Raw genomic sequence first — 26,396 nt, forward strand, 5'->3', positions numbered from 1 at the left:
GTGCGGGGGGCTGCGCGCTCGGTGCGGGGGTGCGCGGGTCGGGGGTGGTGCTCGGGTCGGCCGTCTCGTCGTCGTTCGACGGCGGCTGAGCGCTCCGGCCACTCTCGTCCACGGTGTCCCCTCGTTCGCTGCGTCTTCCGTCCTGGCGGGCGGAAGGGTCTCGGGTCGATGGTATGCGGCCGTCGGACCCTGTTGCGTTCCGGCACCCCCCGACTACTGCCCGCCCGCGGGCGGGTCCTCACCTGCCGTCGCGGGGCGGGGGTGGGTGACTGTCAGTGGCGGGCCGTATGGTCTGTGGCATGGAGACGAGCAGCGAGGGGCCGGTGGCGGACGGCGGTGCGTCCGCGCCGGTCACGGTGGGGGACGGCGGCGGGGCCGCGGCGTCGTCCGTGCCGGAGGCGGCGGTGGTGGGGTCTGACGGCGCGGTGGCGCCGCGGGCCGTGGTGGCGGCGCCGTCCGGTCTGTCGCCGTCGCGGGCCGGTGACTTCATGCAGTGCCCGCTGCTGTACCGGTTCCGGGTGATCGACCGGCTGCCGGAGAAGCCGAGCGAGGCGGCCACGCGGGGCACGCTGGTCCATGCCGTGCTGGAGCGGCTGTTCGACGCGCCGGCTGCGGAGCGTACGGCGCCGCGGGCCCGGTCGTTGATCCCGGCGCAGTGGGAGCGGCTGCGGGAGGCGCGGCCGGAGCTGACGGAGCTGTTCGCGGACGATCCGGAGGGTGAGCGGCTGGCGCGCTGGCTGGCGGAGGCCGAGCAGCTGGTGGAGCGGTGGTTCACGCTGGAGGACCCGACGCGTCTGGAGCCGGCGGAGCGGGAGCTGTTCGTCGAGGCGGAGCTGGAGTCGGGGCTGCGGCTGCGCGGCATCATCGACCGGGTGGACGTGGCGCCGACCGGTGAGGTGCGGATCGTCGACTACAAGACGGGCAAGGCGCCGCGCCCGGAGTACGCCGAGGACGCGCTGTTCCAGATGAAGTTCTACGCGCTGGTGGTGTGGCGGCTGAAGGGGATCGTGCCGCGGCGGCTCCAGCTGGTGTATCTGGGCAGCGGTGATGTGCTGACGTACGACCCGGTGGTCGCGGATCTGCAACGGGTGGAGCGCAAGCTGCATGCGTTGTGGGAAGCGATCCGGCGGGCGACGGAGACGGGTGACTGGCGGCCGAGGCCGACGAAGTTGTGCGGCTGGTGTGATCACCAGGCGCACTGTCCGGAGTTCGGGGGGACTCCGCCGCCGTATCCGCTGCCGGTGAGGGCGGCCGAGTCGGCGGGGCGTGAGCAGGGCAGAATGGGGCCGGACTAGCGAAGGAGACTTACGTGGCCATCCGCGTCCTACTGGTCGACGACCAGCCCCTGCTGCGTACGGGCTTCCGGATGATCCTGGAGGCGGAGCAGGACATCGCGGTCGTCGGCGAGGCCGGTGACGGCCTCCAGGCTCTGGACCAGGTGCGGGCGTTGCAGCCCGATGTCGTGCTGATGGACATCCGTATGCCCCGGATGGACGGGGTGGAGGCGACGCGGCAGATCAGCGGGCCGGGGCGGGACGGCCCGGCCAAGGTGCTGGTGCTGACGACGTTCGATCTGGACGAGTACGTGGTGGAGGCGCTGCGGGCGGGGGCGAGCGGCTTTCTGCTGAAGGACGCCCCGGCGCATGAGCTGGTGCAGGCGATCCGGGTGGTGGCCGCGGGCGAGGCGATGCTGGCGCCGAGCATCACGCGCCGGCTGCTGGACAAGTACGCGGGTCATCTGCCGTCGGGTGAGGAGCCGGTGCCGGACACGCTGAACACTCTCACCGACCGTGAGGTGGAGGTGCTGAAGCTGGTGGCGCGGGGCCTGTCGAACGCGGAGATCGCGGCGGATCTGTTCGTCAGCGAGACCACGGTGAAGACGCATGTGGGGCATGTGCTGACGAAGCTGGGGCTGCGGGACCGGGTGCAGGCCGCGGTGTATGCGTACGAGAGCGGGCTGGTGCGTCCGGGGACGCAGTGAGCCGGACCGGTGTGCGCCGAGGAGCGGTGTCCTTCCCGCGGCGGCGGGAGGGCATCGCCCCTCGGTGCGTGGGTGCGGGTCAGTCCTTCTGCAGTTCCCAGAAGCGGAACACGGTGGAGGCGTCGAGGCAGCTCTCCAGGCCGTAGACGTTCTCGCGGACGACGGCGTACTGCTTGCCCTGCCACACCGGCAGCATGGGCAGTTCGGCGGCGACGATGTCCTGGAGGCGACCGAATTCCTTCTCGGTGGCGGCGCGGTCGCTCTGGGCGGCGGTGGCGGGCAGCAGGCTGCCGGTGATGGTGCGGTTGGTGTAGTGGTTGCCGAGGACGTTGTCCGGGCCGAAGAAGGGCGCGGTGAAGTTGTCGGCGTCGGGGTAGTCGGGGACCCAGCCCTTGACGTAGACGCCGTACTTGCCGGCTTCGATGTCTTTCTCGTACTGCTCGAGCGGTACGGACTTGACGTCGGCGCGGAACAGGCCGCTGGCGTTGAGCTGGCCGGCTATGGCCTTCAATTCGGCGTCGGTGGCGGGGCCGTAGCGGACCGGGGTGGACCACAGGGTGATGTCCACGGGGGTGGAGATGCCGTCGGCGCTGAGTGCGGCGGCGGCCTTGGCCTTGCTGGGGCGGGCGCCGTAGGTGTCGAAGAAGGCCGTGTTGTGGCCGGCGACTCCGGCGGGGACGATCGAGTACAGGGGGGTGGCGGTGCCCTGGTGGACGTCCTTGATGAGGGCTTCGCGGTCGATGAGGTAGGCGATGGCCTTGCGGACCCCGAGCTTGCCGGCGACCGGGTCGTCCATGTTGAAGACGAGGTGCTGGACCTCGGCGCTGCTGCCTTCGACGACCTCGACGCCGGTGGTGCCGTCGCGCTGGTCGAGGCCGGCGATGTCGCTCGCGGTGAGGCCGCGGTAGGCGATGTCGACGTCGCCGGCGAGGAGGGCCTTCTTCAGGCCGCTCTGGTCGCCGTGGAAGAACTTGAGGGTGACGCCGGAGTTCTTCGGCTCGACGGTGCCCTTGTACTGGTCGTTGACGGAGAAGACGGCCTGGTCGTCGTTGAAGGAGTCCAGTTTGTAGGGGCCGGAGCCGACGGCCTGGCCGTCCTTGCGCAGGCCGTTCGCGTCGTACTGGCGGTGGTCGACGATGGATCCGGCGCCGGAGGCGATCTTGCTGGGGAAGGTGGCGTCGGGGACCTTCAGCCGGAAGACGACCGTCTTGCTGTCGGGTGTCTCGACCTTGTCCAGGGTGGTGAACATGACCGCGGGCCCGTCGGGGTCGTCGATCTTCAGCATGCGGTCGAAGGAGAACTTGACGTCCTCGGAGGTGAGGTCGTCGCCGTTGCTGAACTTCAGGCCGTCCTTGAGTGTGCAGGTGTAGACGGTGGTGGAGGTGTCGAAGTCGCAGGCGCGGGCAGCATCGGGCTGGGGTTCGGTGGCACCCTTGGGGAAGCTGAGCAGCGACTGGAAGACGTTGTTGAACAACAGCCAGGAGCCGGGGTCGTAGCCGGAGGCGGGGTCGGTGGCCAGGACGTCGTCGGACATCCCCATCACGACGGTGGAGCCGTTCCCCCCGGCGTTGCCGGTCTCCGTGCCGCATCCGGTCAACAGGCCGCAGGCCAGTCCCGCCACGATCGGCAGGACCGGCCACTGGTGGTGCATCTTCACTTGGACGTGCCTTGTCGTTCGGTTCTCGTGTCCCGGAACCGCTTCGTCCGGCCCCGGGTTCGTCCCCAGGGGTCGTTCGACACCCCCGGAGTCACTCCGAGGGTCGCATCAGCACTCCCCCGGTCCTTCTCCGGGGGGTCGGTGGTTGCCCCCGGCGTCTATTCCGGAGGATGGTCGGTTCCCCCGGTGTGTGGTCGGGGAGGTGGTCGGTCTCCCCGGTGTTCCGTTTCCGGGAGGTGGTCGGACTCCCTGGACTTCGGGCTCCGGGAGGTGGTCGGCCTCTCCGGACTTCGGGCTCCGAGAGGTGGTCGGCCTCTCCGGACTTCGGGCTCCGAGAGGTGGTCGGCCTCCCGAGCGGGGCCCGGGAGTCGGTCGCCCGCTCCCGGGGGCAGGGTCGCGGGCGGTGGTCGGACTCCCCCGCTGCCGGTCCGGGGAGGTGGTCGGACTCCCCGGCCGGGTCACGCGGCGGCGGGCCGGCCGCTTCTTGACCCTGCTTCGGCCTCGGCCCCGGCCGGCTCGCGCCGTCCGGGGCCGGTGGGTGTCACCCGCTCACACCGCGTCCGAGCTCCCACAGCTGCAACGTGGCGGTCGAGTTGAGCGCGTACGCCGTGCCCGTGATGTCGTCGCGGGCGGCCACGTACTGCTTGCCCTGCCACAGCGGCAGGATCGGCACGTCGCGCGCGACGATGTCCTGCATGGCGTTCAGGCTGCTCGCGGCGTTGAGCCGGTCGGCCTCCCGGCGGGACTGCGGGATGAGCTGGTTGATGACCTGGCTGTTGGCGTAGGGCGAGTTGAGGAAGTTGCCCTTGTCGAGGAACGGCGCGAGGAAGTTGTCGGCGTCGGGGAAGTCCGGGAACCAGCCCATGCCCCAGACGTCGTAGGCGCCCTTGCGCTCGGCGGGGACGAAGGTGTCCCAGGCGTGGCCCTGGATGTCGACGTCGAACAGCCGGCTGTTGTTGAGCTGCTGCTGGAGGAGCTCGAACTCCTTCTTCGTGGCGGCGCCGTAGTGGTCGGTGGTGTAGTGCAGGGTCAGCTTCACCGGGGTGGAGATGCCCGCCTCGGTCAGCAGCGCCCGGGCCTTGCTCACGCTGGGGTCGCCGTAGACGTTGAAGAAGGCGTTGGAGTGGCCGGTGATGGCGGCGGGGACCAGCGAGTACAGCGGCTGGGCCTGCGAGCCGTACACCTTGGAGACCAGCTCGCTGCGGTTGACGAGCTGCGCGACGGCCTGCCGGACCGCCTTGTCCTTGACGGAGGTGGCCTTGGTGTTGAAGGCCAGGTAGCGGATCTCCAGGCCGGGCATGTCGACGAGGTCGACGTCGCCGCCGGTCGTGGTGGACAGCTTCTGGACGATCTCCGGCGTCATGGTGCGGGACATCACGTCGATGTCCTTCTTCTCCAGCGCGGCGTCCATGGCGTCGGCGTCGGCGAAGGAGACCAGTTCGGCCTTGTCGTTGTTCACCGTCAGGGTCCCCTTGTAGTTGGGGTTCTTGGTGAACACGGCGCGCGTCATCTCGTCGCCGTCGACCTGGGCCTTGAGGGTGTACGGGCCGGAGCCGTCGACCTCGAAGCCGTCGCGCAGCTTGTCCTTGGCGTAGTGGTCGGCGCTGACGATGCCGGCGACGGGGGTGGACAGCTTGTAGGGGAAGGTGGCGTCGGCGGTCTTCAGGTGGAAGACGACGTCGCGTTCGCCCTGGGTCTCGACAGTGTCGATGGTGGACAGCAGCGTGGCGACGCCGGAGTCCGAATCGATCGCGCGGGCGCGGTCGATGGAGAACTTGACATCGTTGGCAGTGACCGGGGATCCGTCGGCGAACTTCAGGTCGGCGCGCAGCTTGCAGGCGTAGCGTTCGTTGCCGCTGTCGGTGAAGCCGCACTGCTCGGCTGCCTCGGGGACGGGGTCGCCGTCGCCCTTGGGGAGGATCATCAGGGTCTGCACGGTCTGGCGCAGGATGTTCCAGGTGCCGACGTCGTAGGCGTAGGCGGGGTCGAGAGGTGCGGGGGCTTCCTTCGTAGCGGTGAACCGGTCCGTGGTGCCGACGACGATGGCGTCGCCTCCGCCGCTGCCGCTGTCGGACCCGCCACAGGCGGCGAGCACGGGTGCGAGCAGACCGGCCACGGCCGGCAGCACCAGAGTCTTGCGGTTCATGCTCGAGTTTCTCCAGAGCTGTTGGACTCCGTGTATCCGGCATGCAGGGGTGTCGCGGCGGATCACGGGGGTGGGGGCTGTCGTTCTCGCGACGAGATTAGTCCGCACGGGCAACCGGGTTCACAGGCAGCGGAGTCGGGGGCCCATCACTGAGCGAAACCGGGCATCGACAGTCCGAAAACCCGACACGGGAAGGATTCGTGCAGCCGTCCACCAATCGGGACACAAGGGCGCGCTCGGGCGTTCTTCGCGGGGCGGTCTAGGCACAGGGAGCGCGCGCTGTCGACCCGTATCGGCGTGGGGAACATCACACTTCAAATGGGCTGGACGTCCGGCCGTGAACTCTTTTCCGGGGCGCGTGATGTCCGTTAGGAACCATTACGGAGTACGCCTGTTCACCGTTTTGCGGGAATCCGTGGAGTCGGACCGGTGCACGCTGGGTGACATCTCGGATCGTTTCCGTCAGCGGACGGATTCCTTCATCAGGCCGCGCAGAAATGCCAGGTCGACCTGTTCCAGCGAGGTCACGACGGTCCGACGGGCGGCGGGCGCGATGGGTGCGACGGACGGCACGGCGACCACGTGGCAACCGGCGGCCTCGGCGGCGGCGACGCCGGTCGCGGTGTCCTCGACGACGGCGCACCGGGCCGGATCGGCGTCCAGTCCCCGGGCGGCCAGCAGATAGGGGTCGGGGTGGGGTTTGGTGCGGGCGACCTCGTCGCCGGCGACGGTGAGGGCGAAGTGGTGGGCGCCGAGGGCGGTCAGGACGCGGTCGATGATGCGTCGGTGGGAGGCGGAGACGAGGGCGGTGGGCACGCCGTGCTCGGTCAGCTCGGCCAGCAGCCGGGCGGCTCCCGGCATCAGCGGCAGATCGCGGCCGATACGACGCTCGAAGCCATCGTTGAGCAGGACGCTCAGCTCGGGGAGGGTGATGTCGGCGCCGGTGGCCTCGATGAGGAAGCCCGCGCTGCGGGTCATGGGGCCGCCGACGACCACGTGGCGCCAGGACTCGTCGAGGGTGTGGCCGAGGGAGGCGAAGACCTCGACCTCGACGTCCCACCAGAATCCCTCGGTGTCCACGAGGGTGCCGTCCATGTCGAGGAGGACGGCCTGGAGCGCGGACCCTTCGGTCGTGCGTGTTCCGGGCGCGGGGACCGTACTGGTCATCCGTGGGCACCTCCTCGAGGGACGAGCAGGCCGGTTCCCTCCCGGGGAACCGGCCTGCGGTGGATCGACCAGTGTACGACTCGCGCGGACGAAATGCCTCGTTTGAAAGCTCCGGTCCCGGGCACACCTACAGATCCGCCCGGTGGCGCCGGGAGGGCCCGAGGCATGCCCGGAGGTCGCGGTGGCCGGGCTCAGCGGGCGTTGAAGTACTTCGCCTCGGGGTGGTGGATCACGATGGCGTCGGTGGACTGCTCGGGGTGGAGCTGGAACTCCTCCGACAGGTGGACGCCGATGCGCTCGGGCCGCAGCAGGTCGGCGATCTTGGCGCGGTCCTCCAGATCGGGGCAGGCGCCGTAGCCGAGGGAGAAGCGGGCGCCGCGGTACTTCAGCTCGAACATGCCCTGGATCTCGTCGGGGTCCTCCCCGGCGAAACCCAGCTCGGAGCGCACGCGCGCGTGCCAGTACTCGGCGAGGGCCTCGGCGAGCTGCACGGACAGGCCGTGCAGCTCCAGGTACTCGCGGTAGGCGTCGGCCTCGAAGAGGCGGGCGGTCTCCTCGCCGATGCGGGAGCCGACGGTGACGACCTGGAAGCCGACGACGTCGGTCTCGCCGGACTCCTCCGGGCGGAAGAAGTCGGCGAGGCACAGCCGGCGGCCACGGCGCTGGCGGGGGAAGGTGAAGCGGGTGCGCTCGTTGCCGGCGTCGTCGAGGACGATCAGGTCGTCGTCCTTCGAGACGCAGGGGAAGTAGCCGTAGACGACGGCCGCCTCCAGCAGGTTCTCCGTCTGGAGCCGGTCCAGCAGGCCGCGCAGCCGGGGCCGGCCCTCGGTCTCGACGAGTTCCTCGTACGTGGGGCCCTCGCCGGTGCGGGCCTGCTTCAGCCCCCACTGGCCCTTGAAGAGGGCGCCCTCGTCGAGCCAGGAGGCGTACTCCTTGAGCTGGATGCCCTTGACGACGCGGGTGCCCCAGAACGGCGGGGTGGGCACCGGGTTGTCGGTGGCGACGTCGGAGCGGACGTGCCCCTCCTCGGGGCGTTCCTCCACCGCCGTGGCCGCTGTGGCGCGCACCCGGCGCTGCCGCAGCTCGGGGAGCTTGGCGCCCGGCACGCCGCGCTTGACGCCGATGAGGGCGTCCATCAGGCGCAGGCCCTCGAAGGCGTCGCGGGCGTAGCGGACCTCGCCCTCGTAGATCTCGTGCAGGTCCTGTTCGACGTAGGCGCGGGTGAGGGCGGCGCCGCCGAGGATGACGGGGTACGTCGTGGCGAGGCCCCGGGCGTTCAGCTCCTCCAGGTTCTCCTTCATGATCACGGTGGACTTCACCAGGAGACCGGACATGCCGATGACGTCGGCCCTGTGTTCCTGGGCGGCTTCCAGGATCGCGGAGACGGGCTGCTTGATGCCGAGGTTGACGACGTTGTAGCCGTTGTTGGACAGGATGATGTCGACGAGGTTCTTGCCGATGTCGTGGACGTCGCCGCGGACGGTGGCGAGGACGATGGTGCCCTTGCCGGCCTCGTCGGTCTTCTCCATGTGGGGTTCCAGGTAGGCGACCGCGGTCTTCATGACCTCGGCGGACTGGAGCACGAACGGCAGCTGCATCTGGCCGGAGCCGAACAGGTCACCGACGACCTTCATGCCGTCGAGGAGGGTCTCGTTGACGATCTCCAGGGCGGGGCGCTGTGCCAGGGCCTCGTCGAGGTCGGCCTCCAGGCCGTTGCGTTCGCCGTCGATGATGCGGCGCTTGAGTCGCTCGTCGAGCGGCAGGGCGGCCAGTTCCTCGGCCTTGGAGGCCTTGAGGGACTTGGCGGTGGCGCCCTCGAACAGCTGCATGAGCTTCTGGAGGGGGTCGTAGCCCTCGCTGCGGCGGTCGTAGATCAGGTCGAGGGCGGTCTGCACCTGCTCCTCGTCGAAGCGGGCGATGGGCAGGATCTTGGAGGCGTGGACGATGGCCGAGTCCAGGCCGGCCTTGACGCATTCGTCGAGGAAGACGGAGTTCAGCAGGATGCGTGCGGCCGGGTTGAGGCCGAAGGAGATGTTGGACAGGCCGAGCGTGGTCTGTACGGCGGGGTGGCGCCGCTTGAGTTCGCGGATGCCCTCGATGGTGGCGATGCCGTCCTTGCGGGACTCCTCCTGGCCGGTGCAGATGGTGAAGGTGAGGCAGTCGACGAGGATGTCCTCCTCGCGGATGCCCCAGTTGCCGGTGAGGTCGGCGATGAGGCGTTCGGCGATCTCGACCTTCTTCTCGGCGGTGCGGGCCTGGCCCTCCTCGTCGATGGTGAGGGCGATCAGCGCGGCGCCGTGTTCCTTGGCGAGCCGGGTGACGCGGGCGAAGCGGGACTCGGGTCCGTCGCCGTCCTCGTAGTTCACGGAGTTGATCACCGCGCGCCCGCCGAGCTTCTCCAGGCCGGCGCGGATGACGTCGACCTCGGTGGAGTCCAGCACGATCGGCAGGGTGGAGGCGGTGGCGAAGCGGCCGGCCAGCTCCCGCATGTCGGCGACGCCGTCGCGGCCGACGTAGTCCACGCACAGGTCGAGCATGTGCGCGCCCTCGCGGATCTGCTCGCGGGCCATCTCCACGCAGTCGTCCCAGCGGCCCTCCAGCATGGCCTCGCGGAACTTCTTGGAGCCGTTGGCGTTGGTGCGTTCGCCGATGGCGAGGTAGCTGGTGTCCTGGCGGAACGGGACGCTCTGGTAGAGGGAGGCGGCGCCCGGTTCGGGGCGCGGGTCGCGTTCGGCCGGGGACAGCTCGCGGACCCGCTCGACGACCTGCCGCAGATGCTCCGGCGTGGTGCCGCAGCAGCCGCCGACGAGGGAGAGGCCGTAGTCGCGGACGAAGTTCTCCTGCGCGTCGGCCAGCTCGGGCGCGGTGAGCGGGTAGTGGGCGCCGTCGGCGGTGAGCACGGGCAGGCCGGCGTTGGGCATGCAGGACAGCGGGATGCGGGCGTGCCGGGCGAGGTAGCGCAGGTGTTCGCTCATCTCGGCGGGGCCGGTGGCGCAGTTCAGGCCGATCATGTCGATGCCGAGGGGTTCCAGCGCGGTGAGCGCGGCGCCGATCTCGGAGCCGAGGAGCATGGTGCCGGTGGTCTCGACGGTGACGGAGACGATCAGCGGTACGTCGTAGCCCGCGGTGTCCATGGCGCGGCGGGCGGCGATCACGGAGGCCTTGGTCTGGAGGAGGTCCTGGGTGGTCTCCACGAGCAGGGCGTCGGCGCCGCCGGCGAGGAGGCCCTCGGCGTTGCGCTGGTAGGCGTCGCGCAGGGCGGCGAAGGTGGTGTGGCCGAGGGTGGGCAGCTTGGTGCCGGGGCCCATGGAGCCGAGGACCCAGCGTCGGCGGCCGTCGCGGGCGGCGTACTCGTCGGCGGTATCGCGGGCGATGCGGGCGCCGGCCTCGGACAGTTCGTGGATGCGGTCGGCGATGTCGTATTCGCCGAGGGCGCTCAGGTTGGCGCCGAAGGTGTTGGTCTCGACGCAGTCGACGCCGGCGTCGAAGTAGGCCGAGTGGACGGAGCGGACGATGTCCGGCCGGGTGATGTTGAGGACCTCGTTGCAGCCCTCCAGCTGCTGGAAGTCGTCCAGCGTGGGCTCCTGCGCCTGGAGCATGGTGCCCATCGCGCCGTCGGCGACGACCACACGGGTGGCGAGGGCCTGACGGAGCTCGGACGCGCGGGTCCGGCTGTCGACGGAAGGGGTCTGCGGCTGCGAGGCCATGAAGGGGCTCCCTTGAGGTGCGACGGCTGTCGGCTATGCGGCCTGCCGGACAATGCCGGGGGAGGCGCACGGCGCCAGCGTAACCGGGAGCGGGCTTCGATGGGCAGGGCGTCCACGAGCCAAGACGGGCGCGTCGGACGCCGCGGCCGGATCGGCCGGCCGTCCGGGCGGGGACCGGGCGGGGGATGCGGCCGGTGTCTCCGTGGCAGGGCGCGACCTGCGGGGTGTCCGGTGCGGTGTGCGGTGTGCGGGGCGCGCGCGGGGGGCGCGGACGCGTACTGTCCGCCGTTGGTTGGCAACGGTTCGGCCATTCGTGGGCGGCTGTTGTGTGTCGACCATTAGCGGGGAGTCGGCATGGACCGGTAGTGTTCGACATTGCCGAACAGTGGCAGTGGACGCCACGGTGGACGGTCGAAGGGGACGGAGGCAGGGACGGCGATGGCACGGAACATCCAGTCGCTCGAACGGGCGGCAGCGATGCTGCGGCTGCTCGCGGGCGGCGAGAGGCGGCTCGGCCTGTCGGACATCGCCTCGTCCCTGGGGCTGGCCAAGGGCACGGCCCACGGCATCCTGCGCACCCTCCAGCAGGAGGGTTTCGTGGAGCAGGACGAGGCCTCGGGCCGCTATCAGCTGGGCGCGGAGCTGTTGCGCCTGGGCACCACGTATCTGGATGTGCACGAGCTGCGGGCGCGCGCGCTGGTGTGGACCGACGATCTGGCCCGCTCCAGCGGGGAGAGCGTCTATCTGGGGGTTCTGCACCAGCAGGGCGTGCTGATCGTGCACCACGTCTTCCGCCCGGACGACAGCCGGCAGGTGCTGGAGATCGGGGCGATGCAGCCGCTGCACTCCACCGCGCTGGGCAAGGTGCTGTCGGCCTACGACCCGGTGGCGCACAGCGAGGCCGTGGAGGCCGACCGCAAGGCGTTCACCGACCGGACCGTGTGCGATCTGGAGGCCTTCGAGCAGCTTCTGGACCTCACGCGCGCGCGTGGCTGGGCGGCCGACGTGGAGGAGACCTGGGAGGGTGTCGCGTCCATCGCCGCGCCCATCCACGACCGGCGGCGCATGCCGGTGGGCGCGGTGGGCATCACAGGGGCCGTGGAGCGGGTGCGCCGGGACGGTGAGCTGCGGCCCGAGCTGATCGCGGCGGTGCGGGACTGCGCCCGTGCCGTGTCGCGGGATCTGGGCGCCGGGCGGTTCTGACCCGGGTGCCGGGCGGGCCCGAGCGCGGCCGGCACGCAACGCACAGCCGAACCAGGGGTCACCGGGACGCCGTACGGCGTTCCGGTTTTCGGCATACCATGAAAATCGCCTCGTACGTTGACATTACGGGCGAAGTTGCACACCTTGCCCGCCCATGGCCGTTCGATCGATAGCCCACAGCGATCAATAACGATCGCGCATTCGATAACAGAACCCTTGACGCCAGCGCGACGCCGAGACAAGACTCCCGTCCATCGGTCGGCATTGTCGAACACCTACCGGCAATACGCGCTAGAGTGTGGCAACGCCAAGGGCCGGCATCGCTCTCACCCCCGAGGGCGCCGCATCCCCGGTGGGACCCGGGGTTCGGCTTCCCTGGACGAAGGACAAAGGAGTCGCGGGTGTCCAGCTCCGACATCTTCATCGGCGAGACCATCGGTACCGCCTTGCTCATCCTGCTCGGCGGCGGTGTCTGCGCCGCCGTCACGCTGAAGGCCTCCAAAGCACGCAACGCCGGCTGGCTCGCCATCACCTTCGGGTGGGGTTTCGCCGTGCTCACGGCCGTCTACACGTCGGCGCCGCTGTCCGGCGCCCACCTCAACCCGGCGGTCACGCTCGGCATCGCCATCAAGGACGACGACTGGAGCCACGTCGGTGTCTACTGGGCCGGCCAGCTGCTCGGCGCCATGATCGGCGCGGCGCTCGTGTGGGTCGCCTACTACGGCCAGTTCCACGCGCACCTGACCGACAAGGAGGTCGTCGGCGGTCCGGGTGCGCAGACCACGTCCGCCAAGGCGGTCGAGGCGCAGGAGAAGGGCGCGGGCCCCGTGCTCGGCGTCTTCTCCACCGGCCCGGAGATCCGGAACGCGGTGCAGAACCTCGCCACCGAGATCATCGGCACCGTCGTGCTGGTGCTCGCGGTCCTCACGCAGGGCCTCAACGACAGCGGCAAGGGGCTCGGCACCATCGGCGCCCTGATCACCGCGCTGGTGGTCGTCTCCATCGGTCTGTCCCTGGGCGGCCCGACCGGCTACGCGATCAACCCGGCCCGTGACCTCGGCCCGCGCATCGTCCACGCCCTGCTGCCCCTGCCCAACAAGGGCGGCTCCGACTGGAGCTACGCCTGGATCCCGGTGGCCGGTCCGCTGATCGGCGGCGCCCTCGCGGCGGGTATCTACAACGTCGCGTTCGCCTAGAACACCGGAAGCACAGCCCTCTTCAGCACGGACCCACGGAATCCCGGATCCGCACGGCCGCCGCAACGGCGCGACAGCCGGGCACCGCACGGATCCCCAAGGACCAGGAGCACACAGTGACCGACGCCCACACCGCCGGCCCGTTCATCGCCGCCATCGACCAGGGCACCACCTCCAGCCGCTGCATCGTCTTCGACCGGGACGGCCGTATCGTCGCCGTCGACCAGAAGGAACACGAGCAGATCTTCCCCAAGCCGGGCTGGGTCGAGCACAACGCCACCGAGATCTGGACCAACGTCCAGGAGGTCGTCGCCGGAGCCGTCGCCAAGGCCGGCATCACCCGCGACGACATCAAGGCCATCGGCATCACCAACCAGCGCGAGACCACCGTGCTGTGGGACAGGAACACCGGTGAACCCGTCCACAACGCCATCGTCTGGCAGGACACCCGCACCGACGCCCTGTGCAAGGAACTGGGCCGCAACGTCGGGCAGGACCGTTTCCGCCGTGAGACCGGCCTGCCTCTCGCCTCCTACTTCGCCGGCCCCAAGGCCCGCTGGCTGCTGGACAACGTCGACGGCCTGCGCGAGCGCGCCGAGCGCGGCGACATCCTCTTCGGCACCATGGACACCTGGGTCATCTGGAACCTGACCGGCGGCGTCGACGGCGGCCGTCACGTCACCGACGTGACCAACGCCTCCCGCACCATGCTGATGAACCTGCACACCATGCAGTGGGACGAGAAGATCGCCGAGTCCATCGGCGTCCCGCTCGCGATGCTCCCCGAGATCCGCTCCTCCGCCGAGGTCTACGGCGAGATCAAGGGCGGCAAGCTCGGCGAGCTGCTCGGTGGCATCCCCGTCGCCTCCGCGCTCGGCGACCAGCAGGCGGCCCTGTTCGGCCAGACCTGTTTCTCCGAGGGCGAGACCAAGTCGACGTACGGCACCGGCACCTTCATGGTGATGAACACCGGCGACAAGATCATCAACTCCTACAGCGGCCTGCTGACCACGGTCGGCTACCAGATCGGCGACCAGAAGCCGGTCTACGCCCTGGAGGGTTCGATCGCCGTCACCGGCTCCCTGGTGCAGTGGATGCGCGACCAGATGGGCCTGATCTCCACCGCCGCCGAGATCGAGACGCTCGCCCTGTCCGTCGAGGACAACGGCGGCGCCTACTTCGTGCCGGCCTTCTCCGGCCTGTTCGCCCCCTACTGGCGCTCCGACGCTCGCGGTGTCATCGCCGGTCTGACCCGGTACGTCACCAAGGCGCACCTCGCGCGCGCCGTCCTGGAGGCCACCGCCTGGCAGACCCGCGAGATCGCGGACGCCATGACCAAGGACTCCGGCGTCGAGCTGACCGCCCTGAAGGTCGACGGCGGCATGACCTCCAACAACCTGCTGATGCAGACCCTCTCGGACTTCCTGGACGCCCCGGTGGTGCGCCCGATGGTCGCCGAGACGACCTGCCTCGGCGCCGCCTACGCCGCCGGCCTCGCCGTCGGCTTCTGGAACAGCACCGACGACCTGCGCGCCAACTGGCGCCGGGCCGCCGAGTGGACCCCCCGCATGGACGCGGAGACCCGCGACCGTGAGTACAAGAACTGGCTCAAGGCCGTCGAGCGGACCATGGGCTGGCTCGCCGACGAAGACTGACGAGGAGTTAGAAACCCCATGACCACGCAGTCCACCCTGCAGTCCGTACCTGCCCTGGGAACGCGTCCGGCGTCCGGCTCGAACCCGAGTCGCGCCGAGACCCGGGAGCAGCTCTCCAAGGCGTCGTACGACCTTCTCGTCATCGGCGGCGGCATCCTGGGCATCTCCACCGCCTGGCACGCCGCGCAGTCCGGCCTCAGGGTGGCTCTGGTCGACGCCGGCGACTTCGCCGGCGCCACCTCCTCCGCCTCCTCCAAGCTGCTCCACGGCGGTCTGCGCTACCTTCAGACCGGCGCGGTGAAGCTGGTCGCGGAGAACCACTTCGAGCGGCGTGCGGTCTCCCGCCAGGTGGCCCCCCACCTGGCGAACCCGCTCACCTTCTACCTGCCGGTGTACAAGGGCGGGCCGCACGGCGCGGCGAAGCTCGGCGCGGGCGTCTTCGCCTACTCCGCGCTCTCCGCGTTCGGTGACGGCGTCGGGCACCTGCTCTCCCCGGCCAGGGCGGCGCAGGACGTGCCCGAGCTGCGCACCGACAACCTCAAGGCCGTGGCCGTGTACGGCGACGACCAGATGAACGACGCGCGCATGGCGCTGATGACGGTCCGCGCGGCCGTCGACGCCGGCGCCGTCGTCCTCAACCACGCCGAGGTCACCGGGCTGCGCTTCACCCGGGGCCGGGTCACCGGTGCCGAGCTGCGCGACCGGATCTCCGGTGACGAGTTCGGTGTGAACGCCCGGCTCGTGCTGAACGCGACCGGCCCCTGGGTCGATCACCTGCGCAAGATGGAGGACCCGAATGCCGCACCGTCGATCCGTCTGTCGAAGGGCGCGCATCTGGTCCTGAAGCGGACCTCGCCGTGGCGGGCCGCGCTGGCCACGCCGATCGACAAGTACCGCATCACCTTCGCCCTCCCCTGGGAGGACATGCTGCTGCTCGGCACCACCGACGAGGAGTACGAGGGCGACCCGGCGGATGTCGCCGTCAACGACAAGGACATCGCGCAGATCCTCGACGAGGCCGCGTTCTCCATCCGTGACCAGCAGCTGGACCGCGATCTGATCACGTACGCGTTCGCCGGTCTGCGGGTGCTGCCGGGCGGTCCGGGCGACACCGCCAAGGCCAAGCGGGAGACGGTGGTCACCGAGGGCCGGGGCGGCATGCTGTCCGTCGCGGGCGGCAAGTGGACGACGTTCCGGCACATCGGCCGCACGGTGATGAAGAAGCTGGAGTCCCTGCCGGGCCACCCGCTGGGCGACGACTTCGAACCGGTGTCCGCGCTGCCGAAGAAGCTGCCGCTGCCGGGCGTCGCCAACCCGCGCGCGGTCGCGCACCGCCTGCTCGTGGACGGGCCCGCGCCCGGTCCGCGCATGGCCGCCGACACCGCGAAGCACCTGGCCACGCACTACGGTTCGCTCGCCTTCGACATCGCCCGGCTGGCCAACGACAACCCCGAGCTGGGCGAGCGGGTCCACCCCGACGCCCCCGAGATCTGGGCGCAGGTCGTGTACGCCCGCGACCACGAGTGGGCCGAGACAGCGGACGACGTGCTGCGCCGGCGTACGACGCTGACGATCCGCGGCCTCGCCACGGACGAGGTGCGGGCGAAGGTCCAGGAGGTCCTCGACAAGAAGTGACCGCCGCAAGGCACCCGTACCTGGCGGCGCCGGCCCGATCCCTCCCCTGACCCGGGCCGGAGCCGCCGAGGCCCGGTCCTCTCCGCACGGAGGGCCGGACCGGGAGGGGCGGCTCCCCGCGCCGACGGAGCCGCCCCTTCCGCATGCCCGCGGGCCGTCGTACCGGCGTCGAACTCCTGCCGGTGGCCGCGGTGTTCCCGTCACCCCGGCGCGACATGGGTCAGCGGGCGGACGGGTGCGCGAGAGAGGGTGTTCCGGGGTGGCGATCGGGGCAGTGATCCGTTCACTCCCCCATGCGAGGGGGCTGCGGGACCGCCCCGCGCACGCCGTAAGGTTGGGTGGTCAAGCGAGGGCTCGTCGGAAGGAGGCGCTGGGTGATCGAGCTCGAGGGGGTTCCCGAGCTGATCGACCCGGTCATGGTGGCCGCGTTCGAGGGCTGGAACGATGCCGGCGACGCCGCCTCCACCGCGGTCGCGCATCTGGAACGTGAGTGGAAGGGCGAGGTGTTCGCGGCGCTGGACGCCGAGGACTACTACGACTTCCAGGTGAACCGCCCCACGGTGTTCATGGACGGCGGCGTACGCAAGATCACCTGGCCGACGACGCGGCTGTCCGTCGTACGCGTCGGCGGTGACAAGCCGCGCGACCTGGTGCTGGTCCGCGGCATCGAACCGTCCATGCGCTGGCGTTCGTTCTGCAACGAGCTGCTGGGCTTCGCCCATGAGCTGGGCGTGGAGCTGGTGGTCATCCTGGGTGCCCTGCTCGGCGACACCCCGCACACCCGTCCGGTGCCCATCAGCGGCACGACGTCCGACCCGGACCTGGCGCGCCGTATGGACCTGGAGGAGACCAAGTACGAGGGGCCCACGGGCATCGTCGGTGTCCTCCAGGAGGCGTGCACGCACGCGGGCGTGCCCGCGGTGTCGCTGTGGGCTGCCGTACCGCACTATGTGTCGCAGCCGCCGAACCCGAAGGCGACGCTGGCGCTGCTGAACCGCCTGGAGGATCTGATCGACGTGCGGATCCCGCTGGGTGAGCTGCCCGAGGACGCGCGTGCCTGGCAGGTGGGGGTGGACCAGCTGGCCGCGGAGGACAGCGAGGTCGCCGAGTACGTCCAGACGCTGGAGGAGGCGCGGGACACCGCGGAGCTGCCGGAGGCCTCGGGCGAGGCGATCGCGCGGGAGTTCGAGCGGTATCTGCGGCGCCGGGACGGCGGCGGCACGGCGGGCGGCGACGGGTCGCCGTACTCGCGCGGTCCCGGGGACCGTACGCGGCCACCGAAGCCTCCGAAGCCCGGCTCCGACGACCCTGACGGGCCGTCCGAGGACTGACGGAGCGACACGGACACGTCGAAGGGGCGTCCCCTTCCGGTACGAGCCGGAAGGGGACGCCCCTTCGTCGTGGGCGGACGCCCCCGGCGGGCGCCCGGGGCGTCCGTGCGGGTCCTACAGGGCCACGCCGAGCAGCGCGTCCACGGCGCGGGAGACGACACCGGGGGCGCCGGTGTCGGTGCCGCCCTGCTCCTGCTGGAGCGCGACCCAGCGGTCGACGGCGGCGAGGGCGGCCGGGGCGTTCAGGTCCTCGGCGAGGGCGTCGCGGATCTCCTCGACGAGTGCCTCGGCGGGCGGGCCGTCGGGCCGGGACACCGCGGAGCGCCAGCGGCCCAGCCGGTCCTGGGCCTCCCGGAGGACCTGGTCGGTCCACTCCCAGTCGGCGCGGTAGTGGTGGGCGAGCAGTGCGAGGCGGATCGCGGCGGCGTCGACGCCGTCGCGGCGCAGCTGCGAGACGAAGACGAGGTTGCCCTTGGACTTGGACATCTTCTCGCCGTGCAGCGCGACCATCCCGGCGTGGACATAGGCCTTGGCCATGGGGAACTCGCCGGTGAGGACCTGGGCGTGCGAGGCGCCCATCTCGTGGTGCGGGAACGCCAGGTCGGAGCCGCCGCCCTGGACGTCGAAGCCCATGCCGAGGTGGTCCAGCGCGATGGCCACGCACTCGATGTGCCAGCCGGGTCGGCCGGGGCCGAGGGAGCCGCCGTCCCAGCTGGGCTCGCCGGGCCGGGCCGCCATCCACAGCATCGGGTCGAGGGGGTTCTTCTTGCCGGGGCGGTCGGGGTCGCCGCCGCGCTCGGCGGACAGCAGCCGCATCGCCGCCGCGTCCAGGTTGGAGACCTTGCCGAAGTTCGGGTCGGACTCCACGGAGAAGTAGATGTCGCCCTCCAGCTCGTACGCCGCGCCCAGGTCACGCAGGCGTTCGACGAGGGGGACGATGCCGGGTATGGCCTCGACGGCGCCGATGTAGTGCTGGGGCGGGAGCATCCGCAGCGCGGTCATGTCCTCGCGGAAGAGGGCGGTCTCGCGCTCGGCCAGGGCGACCCAGTCGACGTCGTCGCGCTGTGCCCGCTCCAGCAGCGGATCGTCGATGTCGGTGACGTTCTGGACGTAGTGAACCTGCCGCTTGGTGTCGAGCCACACGCGCTGCACGAGGTCGAACGCGTTGTAGGTCGCCGCGTGTCCCATGTGGGTGGCGTCGTAGGGGGTGATGCCGCAGACGTAGAGACGGGCGACGGGACCGGGGCTGAGGGTGATCAGACCACCGGTCGCGGTGTCGTGAATCCTCAGGTCGCGGCCCTGACCGGGCAGGGCGGGGACCTCGGAAGCGGGCCAGGCATGCATGTCATGAGCGTAACCGGACCGATGTTCTGTGTACGAACCGGTGCGGGCCCGATGGCCGGGAAGGCGCTCTTGCGCGTTCCCGGCCGGTGTGCGTGCCCGGCCCCCGGTCCGGGGCGCCGGCGGTGGCGGGGCGGGAGGCCCAGGTGCGGCGTGGGAGAGCCCGGGTGCCGTAGCGGGAGGCCCCTGGTGCCGCGTGGGAGAGCCCGGGTGCCGTGCCGGGAGGCCCGAGGGGCCGCCCGGGACGCCGGGGTGCCGCAGGGGGAACCCGGGGCGTGCCCCGGGCGACCGGGGCGGCGCGCACGTCGGTGGCTACACCGGCGGCCAGGGGATCGCCGGCCAGTCCCCGCCGGGCTCCGGGTGGTGCTCGGAGGCCAGCAGGGCGTCGACACGCGCGCGTGTGGCGGCGATCTCCGCCGGGGTGATCAGCGGCGCGAGCCGGCGGGCCAGCTCACCGCCGTCCGCCAGGGCGTCCCTCAGCACGCCGAGGACGTCCAGCGCCTCGGCCGTGAGGGGCTCCCCCGCCCACCCCCACAGCAGGGTGCGCAGCTTGTTCTCGGTGTTGAAGGTGACGCCGTGGTCGATGCCGTAGAGACGGCCCTCCCCGGCGGGCAGCAGATGGCCGCCCTTGCGGTCGGCGTTGTTGATCACCGCATCCAGCACGGCGAGCCGCCGCAGCCGCTCGTCGTCGGCGTGCACCAGCAGCGCGGTACGGCCCTCACCGACGTCGGCGAGGCCCACGGCCTTCCAGCCCGGGCCGGGCTCCTCGCCGTCCACGAGGGCGAGCAGCTCGGCATCGGGAACGACGTCGATCCACAGCTGGCACATGCCCTCGCCGTAGGGCCCGTCCCGCAGCACGGTCGGCGGGACCAGACCCCAGCCGGTGGCTTCGGAGACCTCGTACGCGGCGACCTCGCGGCGCGCGAGCGTGCCGTCGGGGAAGTCCCACAGCGGACGCTCCCCGGCGACCGGCTTGTACACGCAGGACGCTTCCCGGCCCTCGTGCGCGACCGTGCAGAACAGTGCCGCGTTGGAGGCCTCGCGGATGCGTCCGCGGACCGTCAGCTCACCGTGGGTGAGCAGTTCGGCGGTGGTCACGCTCCGCGACGGTATCCGTTCTGGCGCGGACATACATGTCCTTCCGGATCGAGCGGCAGGCTGCACAGCGGGCAGGGCGGCCGGCCGGCGTTGACGACGTCGAGGGCCCGTTTGGCAAACGCTCTGGCCTGCGCCCCGGTGAGCCGGACCCGCAGCATCGGGGGTCCGTTCTCCTCGTCCTGGAGGAGCCGCTCCTCGGCCTCGGCGAGATCCTCCTCGGACTCGGCGTCGAGTTCGACGAGGGCCTGCGCCTCGACGATCATGCGCTGTTCCTCGCCGTCCCAGGCCAGCGCCATGGTGCCGACCCGGAACTCCTCCTCGACGGGCGTGTCGAGGGGGGCGGTGTCGGTGATGTCCGCGGGGGCCACGGCCGGCACGGCGGCGCTGCCGCCGCTACGGCGTACGACCTCGTCCAGCAGCTCGTCCATGCGCTCGGCGAGGGCGGCGACCTGGGTCTTCTCCAGGGCCACGCTGGTCACCCGGGAGCCGGCGGAGGCCTGGAGGTAGAACGTACGGCGCCCGGGCAGTCCGACCGTGCCGGCGACGAAGCGGTCCGGCGGGTCGTAGAGGAACACCTGACGGGACACGTCCTGTCTCCATGGGATTCGTTCGGAATGGATCGTTCGGGTCGGTGCACACGCGTGGGGAACGCATATGTGTGAACCGCTTCACCCTACTGCGGCCGACGATCACGGTGCGCCCGCGCCGCCCCCGACGGTCGCGTCCTCGGCGGGCGGCTCCTCCCGCGGGGCGAGGGAGGCGAAGTCGCCGGTGTCGCCGAGGCGCAGCAGGAACGGCCGGAGCCGGGTGTAGCGGATCGCGGTGACGGAACACGGTTCGACGGAGATCCGCTGGAAGAGGTCGAGATGGAGCCCGAGGGCGTCCGCCACGAGCGACTTGATGATGTCGCCGTGGGAACACATCAGGTACACCGCGTCAGGGCCGTGGTCGCGCTCCACGCGCGCGTTCCACTCCCGTACCGCCTCGGCGGCGCGGGTCTGCATGGCGCGCATGGACTCTCCGCCGGGGAAGGCGGCGGCGGACGGGTGCGCCTGCACGACCTCCATCAGGGGCTCGTCCTTCAGTTCGGCGAGCTTGCGGCCGGACCAGTCGCCGTAGTGGCACTCCCCGATCCGCTCGTCGGTGTGGGCGGTCAGGCCGGGCCGGGCGTCCAGGAGGGGCCTGACGGTCTCCTGGCAGCGCTGCAGGGGGCTGACGACGACCTCAGCGAGCGGCAGGTCCGCGAGCCGTCCGGGCAGCGCGGCGGCCTGTGCGGCGCCGCGCTCGTCGAGGGCGACGCCGGGCGTCCACCCGGCGAGCAGGCCCTCGGTGTTGGCGGTGGAGCGTCCGTGCCGGACGAGGATCAACGTGGGCATGCGGCCCAGCGTAGGCGTACATTCGCGTCGTGATAGTCGACTGCGCCATCTACCGCGGCGGGCGCCGCACGGACGGCCCGCGGGACTTCTCCGACGCCCTGGACGAGGCGCGGGCCGCGGGCGGGTTCGTGTGGATCGGGCTGCACGAGCCCACGGCGGAGGAGTTCGCGAAGGTCACGCAGGAGTTCGCGCTGCACCCGCTGGCCGTGGAGGACGCCCTCAAGGCGCATCAGCGGCCGAAGCTGGAGGTGTACGACGACTCGCTGTTCCTGGTGCTGAAGCCGGTGGTGTACGAGCCGGAGAGCGACGCCGTCTCCACGGGCGAGGTGATGGTGTTCCTCGGCGACTGTTTCGTGGTGACGGTGCGGCACGGCGAGGGCTCGCCGCTGGGTGCCGTACGGCACCGTCTGGAGCGGGAGCCGGAGATGCTCGGCAAGGGGCCGACGGCGGTGCTGTACGCGATCTCGGACGCGGTCGTCGACCATTACATGGAGGTGGCGACGGAGCTCCAGACGGACCTGGAGGGGCTGGAGGCGGAGGTGTTCACGCCGGACGGCAGCGGTTCGCGGGACACGGTGTCGAGGATCTACACGTTCAAGCGGCAGATCCTGGAGTTCCGCCGGGCCACGGGTCCGCTGGCGCTGCCGCTGCACCGGCTGGCGGGCACGGGCCCGTTCGGCGGGTCCTTCGGGGGCGGGGTGCCGTACGTGGACGAGAAGGCGCGGCCGTTCTTCCGGGACGTGCACGACCATCTGACGCGGGTGAACGAGTCGGTGGACGGCCTGGACCGGCTGGTGTCGGACATTCTGGCGGCGCATCTGGCGCAGATGAGCGTGCGGCAGAACGACGACATGCGGAAGATCTCGGCGTGGGCGGCGATGGCCGCGGTGCCCACGATGATCGCCGGGATCTACGGTATGAACTTCGACCACATGCCGGAGCTGCACTGGGTGTGGTCGTACCCGGTGGTGATCGCGCTGATGGTGGTGCTGGAGTTCCTGCTGTACGGCACGTTCAAGCGGCGTGGGTGGTTGTGAGCGGCACGGCCGGGATGTGCGGGCAGAGGGCGCCTGCCTGCGCGGGCGGGGCGGCACGCGCGTGGGACCGCCGAGGGCGGGAGGGCGGCACGCGCGTGGTTCCGCGGGGTCGGGGGACGGCACGCGCGCGTGGCGTGGACCCACCTGAGGGGGTCACGGCGCTCAGGCGAACTCGGCGTGTGCGGGGGCGGGGCCGCCGAGCGCGTCCCGGCGCTCGGGCATGGTCAGGGAGACCATGCGCCGCCAGCCCGCGAAGCGTTCCCAGGCGTACTGGGCGCGGATGCCCGCGGCGAGGAGCGCCGACTTGGCCTTGGGCCAGCGCAGGATGCGGCCCATGCGGGACATGACGGCGAGGCTGACGTCTCGGTGGACGCGGATCTCGGCGAGGGCGCACTCGCGCAGGGTGCGCTGGATGAGGCGGCCGTGGCCGGCCCGGGCCAGGCGCAGCAGCTCCTCGTGGCAGTAGGCGAGATGGTTGTCCTCGTCCCGGGAGATCTGCTTCACCGCCCGGCCGATCTCCGCGTGGTCGGCGAAGTACCGCAGCAGCAGCCGCATCTGTTCCGAGGCCCGCTGTTCGGTGACGCGGCTGTGCGCGAGGTAGACGACGATGTCGGCGACGCTGAGCGGTTTCTCGCCCTTGAGCTTCTCGTGGGCGAGGCCGATGCCGTTCCGTTCGAGCAGCATCGTGTAGTCGGTCTCGGGCGGGACGGGCACGGCGGTGAGGCCGCGCTTCTTCAGCAGGGCGTTGAAGATACGGCCGTGCTTGTCCTCGTCGGCGCCGTGGCGGGCGATCTTGGGGGCAAGTTCGCGTTCGCCGTCGGGGACGAGGGCGGCGATCCGGGCGTTCTCCCAGCCGCCCTGTGACTCTCCGCTGGCGGCGATGGAGCAGAACAGCGCGAAGGACTCGTCGTGGTCGAGGATCTCCTGGAACAGACTCTTGGCCGAAAGCATCGTGCGCACCTCTCTGCAGGATTCCGCAGAGAACGAGTCAAATGCCGCAAGAGGGACGCTGCAACACGTCTGTCGGACAACTCCGCCGAACGGAGGAGAACCGGCTCGTGGACGGGGCGTAACCCGTGCAGGGTCCCGCGCGTTGTTCCCGGTGACGGCCGTGGCGGGGAAGACCCCCGAGCCCCCACCACGGCCGCTGAGGCTCCCCCTCCCGTCACGCCAGCCCGGCGCGCTCCATGGCCTCGACACCGGCGCGCAGCGCGGTGAGCCGCTCGTCCAGCGTGAAACCGGCCGGGGCCAGCGTGAGGGTGGTGACCCCGGCCGCCGCGTAGGCCTTCATCCGGTCGGCGATCCGCTCCACGGAGCCGAGCAGCGTCGTCCGGTCGATCAGCTCGTGCGGTACGGCCGCGGCGGCGCCGTCCTTGTCGCCGGAGAGGTACTTCTCCTGGACCTCGGCGGCGACCTGCTCGTATCCCATGCGGCGGGCGAGCTGGTTGTAGAAGTTCTGCTTGGCGCTGCCCATGCCGCCGATGTACAGCGCGGTGTACGGGCGGAAGGTGTCGGCGAGCCGTTCGACGTCCTTGTCGTCGCCGACGGCGAGCGGCAGGGTCGGGCAGACGTCGAACCCGTCGAGGGTCTTGCCGGCCTTCTCCCGCCCGGCGCGCAGGTGGCGGACGGCGGTCTCCTCCAGGTGCTCGGCGGAGGGGAAGATGAGCAGGGCGCCGTCGGCGATCTCGCCGGTCTGCTCGAGGTTCTTCGGGCCGATCGCGGCGATGTACAGCGGGATGTGCTCGCGCTGCGGGTGCACGGTCAGCTTGATCGGCTTGCCGGGTCCGCCGGGCAGCGGCAGCGTCCAGTGCTCGCCGTCGAAGGTCAGCCGCTCCCGGCTCATCGCCCGGCGGACGATCTCCACGTACTCGCGGGTGCGGGCCAGCGGCTTGTCGAACTTCACGCCGTACCAGCCCTCGGAGACCTGCGGGCCGGAGACGCCGAGGCCGAGGCGGAAACGCCCGCCGGACAGGGAGTCCAGGGTCGCGGCCGTCATCGCGGTCATGGCGGGCTGGCGGGCCGGGATCTGCATGATCGCGGAGCCGACGTCGATGCGTTCGGTGCGTGCTGCCACGTAGGAGAGCACCGTGGGCGCGTCCGAGCCGTAGGCCTCGGCGGCCCAGCAGACGGCGTAGCCGAGCCGGTCGGCCTCCTGGGCGACCGCCAGGTTGTCCGCGTCCATCCCGGCGCCCCAGTAGCCGAGGTTGATCCCGAGCTGCATGCGCGATCCCCTTACCGATGAGTAATGTCCCTTGACGGGCGACCTTAGCGCGCGGAAAACGGTTGTCCACAGGCAACCCACGGCGCATCCGTGGCCAGTAATCTCGGCGTCCATGGAGCAGAGGCATCTCGGCCACACCGGCCTGCGCGTGTCCCGCATCGGACTCGGCACCCTGACCTGGGGGCGGGACACCGACGAGCACGACGCCGCGGACCTGCTGAAGACGTTCTGGGAAGCGGGCGGCACCCTCGTCGACACCGCGGACGTGTACGGCGACGGCGAGGCCGAATACCTGCTCGGGCGGCTCGTCGACGGGCTCGTGCCCCGCCGGGACCTGGTGATCTCCACGAAGGCCGGCAGTGTGCCGGATCCCGACCGCCGCTTCGACGGCTCTCGCGGGCATCTGCTGGCCGCGCTGGACGCCTCGCTCGCCCGGCTCGGCACGGACTACGTCGACCTGTGGCACGTGCACGCCTACGACCCCGACACCCCGCTGGAGGAGACCCTCCAGGCGCTCGACCTGGCCGTCAGCAGCGGCCGGGCCCGCTATGCGGGCGTCTCCAACTTCTGCGGCTGGCAGCTCGCCAAGGCGGCCACCTGGCAGCTGGCGGCACCCGGGGCACGGACCCGGCTGGCCAGTACGCAGATGGAGTACTCCCTGCTCCAGCGCGGTGTGGAGCGGGAGGTGCTGCCGGCGGCGCTCGATCTGGGCATCGGCCTGCTGCCGTCCTCGCCGCTCGGGCGCGGGGTCCTGACCGGCAAGTACCGGGGCGACGCGTTGCCGCCGGACTCGCGGGGCGCCTCCGAGCATCTCGCGCCGTTCGTCGCCCCCTACCTCGACGACACCGCGAGCCGCATCGTGGACGCCGTGACGACCGCGGCGGACGGGCTCGCGGTGACACCGCTCCAGGTCGCGCTCGCCTGGGTCCGGGACCGGCCCGGAGTGGCGGCGCCGATCATCGGGCCGCGCAACGCGCAGCAGCTCACGGCCGCGTTGTCAGTGGAGGCGCTTAGTCTTCCTGACGAGATCTGCCGGGCGCTCGACGATGTGTCGGCGCCCGTGCACCGCTATCCCGATCACGACTGGAGCACGCTGTGAGCACGGAGCCGGAGACCACGGAGAACTCGGGGCCGGCGGTACCGGACACCGGGGCGAAGGACACCGAGGAGACCGCTGACACGGCGGCGGGCGCCGGCACCGGGGCCGACGGGGGTGCGGCCGACGCGGAGGCGGAGGACGCCGGTGCGGGCTCCACGGACGGCTCGGGGGCCGGCGCGGGGCATGATGCCGGAGCAGGGGACACGGGGGCCGGCGCGGGTGCCGAGGAGGCCGGCGCCGGGCGGGACGCCGGAGCCGGGGGTACGGGGGCCGGCGCGGAGGCGGGCTCCGGAGGCGCGGGGGGCACGGCCGAGGCCGGCGCCGGGGCCGGAGAGGGCGGCGACGGCGCGGCGGGTGAGTTGTCCGAGGCCGAGGCCGAGTTGCTGGCGCAGCGGATCGAGCGGGAGCGCATCGAGCGGCGCAAGGCGGAAAAGAAGAGCCCGATCGAGGCGGGGACCAAGCTGAGCGGCAAGGCCGCCGATCTGCTCGCCGCCGTACGGGCCGTGGAGAGCGGGCAGAAGCCGCCGGAGACGGTGTTCAGCGAAC

Annotated in this window: 19 protein-coding genes and 1 pseudogene; 10 read left to right on the forward strand and 10 right to left on the reverse strand. The window is 71.2% G+C overall.

All coding sequences use genetic code 11. The annotated features are described in order from the left end of the window. Positions 1–299: 299 nt before the first annotated feature. Positions 300–1,295, forward strand: a complete 996-nt coding sequence (locus MTQ10_RS09175; protein ID WP_247464419.1) for a RecB family exonuclease — start codon at positions 300–302, stop codon at positions 1,293–1,295. 14 nt (positions 1,296–1,309) lie between these two features. After that, positions 1,310–1,981, forward strand: coding sequence for a response regulator (locus MTQ10_RS09180; RefSeq protein WP_247464423.1), 672 nt, complete (start codon positions 1,310–1,312; stop codon positions 1,979–1,981). A gap of 79 nt (positions 1,982–2,060) precedes the next feature. Here MTQ10_RS09180 and MTQ10_RS09185 read toward each other — a convergent pair whose 3' ends face one another. From MTQ10_RS09185 to metH, 4 genes are all read right to left on the reverse strand, one after another. Then, a complete protein-coding gene (locus MTQ10_RS09185) occupies positions 2,061–3,632 on the reverse strand; it encodes an ABC transporter substrate-binding protein (protein WP_282611973.1) in 1,572 nt (523 codons plus the stop codon). Between the two features lie 547 nt (positions 3,633–4,179). After that, positions 4,180–5,784 (reverse strand): ABC transporter substrate-binding protein, encoded by a 1,605-nt coding sequence (locus MTQ10_RS09190; RefSeq protein WP_247464428.1) that lies wholly within the window; start codon positions 5,782–5,784, stop codon positions 4,180–4,182. Between the two features lie 462 nt (positions 5,785–6,246). Beyond that, complete coding sequence (locus MTQ10_RS09195; protein WP_247464430.1) at positions 6,247–6,951, reverse strand: HAD family hydrolase; 705 nt, start codon at positions 6,949–6,951, stop codon at positions 6,247–6,249. A gap of 191 nt (positions 6,952–7,142) precedes the next feature. Then, positions 7,143–10,658, reverse strand: coding sequence for a methionine synthase (gene metH, locus MTQ10_RS09200; protein ID WP_247464434.1), 3,516 nt, complete (start codon positions 10,656–10,658; stop codon positions 7,143–7,145). 438 nt (positions 10,659–11,096) lie between these two features. Here metH and MTQ10_RS09205 point away from each other — a divergent pair, with 438 nt between their 5' ends. From MTQ10_RS09205 to MTQ10_RS09225, 5 genes are all read left to right on the forward strand, one after another. Beyond that, a complete protein-coding gene (locus MTQ10_RS09205) occupies positions 11,097–11,861 on the forward strand; it encodes an IclR family transcriptional regulator (protein ID WP_247464437.1) in 765 nt (254 codons plus the stop codon). 401 nt (positions 11,862–12,262) lie between these two features. After that, positions 12,263–13,057: an MIP/aquaporin family protein gene (locus MTQ10_RS09210; protein WP_247464440.1), complete on the forward strand. Its 795-nt coding sequence runs from the start codon at positions 12,263–12,265 to the stop codon at positions 13,055–13,057. A gap of 116 nt (positions 13,058–13,173) precedes the next feature. Further along, positions 13,174–14,712: a glycerol kinase GlpK gene (glpK, locus tag MTQ10_RS09215; RefSeq protein ID WP_247464443.1), complete on the forward strand. Its 1,539-nt coding sequence runs from the start codon at positions 13,174–13,176 to the stop codon at positions 14,710–14,712. An 18-nt stretch (positions 14,713–14,730) separates the two neighbouring features. Continuing rightward, positions 14,731–16,347 carry a glycerol-3-phosphate dehydrogenase/oxidase gene (locus MTQ10_RS09220; RefSeq protein ID WP_247464446.1) on the forward strand — a complete coding sequence of 539 codons (1,617 nt, stop codon included), beginning with the start codon at positions 14,731–14,733 and terminating at the stop codon, positions 16,345–16,347. A 374-nt stretch (positions 16,348–16,721) separates the two neighbouring features. Further along, positions 16,722–17,678: a PAC2 family protein gene (locus tag MTQ10_RS09225; protein WP_247464449.1), complete on the forward strand. Its 957-nt coding sequence runs from the start codon at positions 16,722–16,724 to the stop codon at positions 17,676–17,678. A gap of 114 nt (positions 17,679–17,792) precedes the next feature. Here MTQ10_RS09225 and mshC read toward each other — a convergent pair whose 3' ends face one another. The 4 genes from mshC to MTQ10_RS09250 all read right to left on the reverse strand — a co-directional run bounded on the left by mshC (position 17,793) and on the right by MTQ10_RS09250 (position 21,493). Further along, the gene (gene mshC, locus MTQ10_RS09230) at positions 17,793–19,022 is read right to left on the reverse strand and encodes a cysteine--1-D-myo-inosityl 2-amino-2-deoxy-alpha-D-glucopyranoside ligase (protein ID WP_247464452.1); all 1,230 of its coding nucleotides are present in this window, start codon (positions 19,020–19,022) and stop codon (positions 17,793–17,795) included. A gap of 309 nt (positions 19,023–19,331) precedes the next feature. Then, the gene (locus MTQ10_RS09240; RefSeq protein ID WP_247464454.1) at positions 19,332–20,150 is read right to left on the reverse strand and encodes an SCO1664 family protein; all 819 of its coding nucleotides are present in this window, start codon (positions 20,148–20,150) and stop codon (positions 19,332–19,334) included. Further along, positions 20,114–20,704, reverse strand: coding sequence for a DUF3090 domain-containing protein (locus MTQ10_RS09245; protein WP_247464456.1), 591 nt, complete (start codon positions 20,702–20,704; stop codon positions 20,114–20,116). Before MTQ10_RS09245 ends, MTQ10_RS09240 begins: the two co-directional genes overlap by 37 nt. A 102-nt stretch (positions 20,705–20,806) precedes the next feature. Further along, a complete protein-coding gene (locus MTQ10_RS09250; RefSeq protein WP_247464460.1) occupies positions 20,807–21,493 on the reverse strand; it encodes a histidine phosphatase family protein in 687 nt (228 codons plus the stop codon). Positions 21,494–21,522: 29 nt separating this feature from the next. On the opposite strand from MTQ10_RS09250, the gene corA reads away from it, so the two are divergent. After that, on the forward strand, positions 21,523–22,530 hold the full coding sequence (gene corA, locus MTQ10_RS09255; protein ID WP_247464464.1) for a magnesium/cobalt transporter CorA: 1,008 nt from the start codon (positions 21,523–21,525) through the stop codon (positions 22,528–22,530). Between the two features lie 162 nt (positions 22,531–22,692). Here the strand turns inward: corA and MTQ10_RS09260 are convergent, their stop codons facing one another. Both MTQ10_RS09260 and MTQ10_RS09265 read right to left on the reverse strand, forming a co-directional pair. Continuing rightward, positions 22,693–23,481 carry a ferritin-like domain-containing protein gene (locus MTQ10_RS09260; protein ID WP_247464467.1) on the reverse strand — a complete coding sequence of 263 codons (789 nt, stop codon included), beginning with the start codon at positions 23,479–23,481 and terminating at the stop codon, positions 22,693–22,695. 214 nt (positions 23,482–23,695) lie between these two features. Beyond that, the gene (locus MTQ10_RS09265) at positions 23,696–24,751 is read right to left on the reverse strand and encodes an LLM class F420-dependent oxidoreductase (protein WP_247464471.1); all 1,056 of its coding nucleotides are present in this window, start codon (positions 24,749–24,751) and stop codon (positions 23,696–23,698) included. 112 nt (positions 24,752–24,863) lie between these two features. On the opposite strand from MTQ10_RS09265, the gene MTQ10_RS09270 reads away from it, so the two are divergent. Beyond that, positions 24,864–25,850, forward strand: coding sequence for an aldo/keto reductase (locus MTQ10_RS09270; protein ID WP_247464473.1), 987 nt, complete (start codon positions 24,864–24,866; stop codon positions 25,848–25,850). Further along, positions 25,847–26,396 (forward strand): annotated as a pseudogene (locus MTQ10_RS09275) (DNA helicase RecD); the annotation flags it as partial. The gene MTQ10_RS09270 and the pseudogene MTQ10_RS09275, both read left to right, overlap by 4 nt.

The sequence above is a fragment of the Streptomyces sp. XM83C genome (assembly GCF_023072675.1).
In the GTDB taxonomy this organism is placed as follows: Bacteria; Actinomycetota; Actinomycetes; order Streptomycetales; family Streptomycetaceae; genus Streptomyces; species Streptomyces thermocoprophilus.

What these genes read in the sequence shown, in the direction of transcription:
- MTQ10_RS09175 (WP_247464419.1), top strand. Translation starts at nt 300, where the DNA reads ATGGAGACGAGCAGCGAGGGGCCGGTGGCGGACGGCGGTGCGTCCGCG.
- MTQ10_RS09185 (WP_282611973.1), bottom strand. Translation starts at nt 3,632, where the DNA reads ATGCACCACCAGTGGCCGGTCCTGCCGATCGTGGCGGGACTGGCCTGC.
- MTQ10_RS09190 (WP_247464428.1), bottom strand. Translation starts at nt 5,784, where the DNA reads ATGAACCGCAAGACTCTGGTGCTGCCGGCCGTGGCCGGTCTGCTCGCA.
- MTQ10_RS09195 (WP_247464430.1), bottom strand. Translation starts at nt 6,951, where the DNA reads ATGACCAGTACGGTCCCCGCGCCCGGAACACGCACGACCGAAGGGTCC.
- metH (WP_247464434.1), bottom strand. Translation starts at nt 10,658, where the DNA reads ATGGCCTCGCAGCCGCAGACCCCTTCCGTCGACAGCCGGACCCGCGCG.
- MTQ10_RS09205 (WP_247464437.1), top strand. Translation starts at nt 11,097, where the DNA reads ATGGCACGGAACATCCAGTCGCTCGAACGGGCGGCAGCGATGCTGCGG.
- MTQ10_RS09220 (WP_247464446.1), top strand. Translation starts at nt 14,731, where the DNA reads ATGACCACGCAGTCCACCCTGCAGTCCGTACCTGCCCTGGGAACGCGT.
- mshC (WP_247464452.1), bottom strand. Translation starts at nt 19,022, where the DNA reads ATGCATGCCTGGCCCGCTTCCGAGGTCCCCGCCCTGCCCGGTCAGGGC.
- MTQ10_RS09240 (WP_247464454.1), bottom strand. Translation starts at nt 20,150, where the DNA reads ATGTCCGCGCCAGAACGGATACCGTCGCGGAGCGTGACCACCGCCGAA.
- MTQ10_RS09250 (WP_247464460.1), bottom strand. Translation starts at nt 21,493, where the DNA reads ATGCCCACGTTGATCCTCGTCCGGCACGGACGCTCCACCGCCAACACC.
- MTQ10_RS09260 (WP_247464467.1), bottom strand. Translation starts at nt 23,481, where the DNA reads ATGCTTTCGGCCAAGAGTCTGTTCCAGGAGATCCTCGACCACGACGAG.
- MTQ10_RS09265 (WP_247464471.1), bottom strand. Translation starts at nt 24,751, where the DNA reads ATGCAGCTCGGGATCAACCTCGGCTACTGGGGCGCCGGGATGGACGCG.
- MTQ10_RS09270 (WP_247464473.1), top strand. Translation starts at nt 24,864, where the DNA reads ATGGAGCAGAGGCATCTCGGCCACACCGGCCTGCGCGTGTCCCGCATC.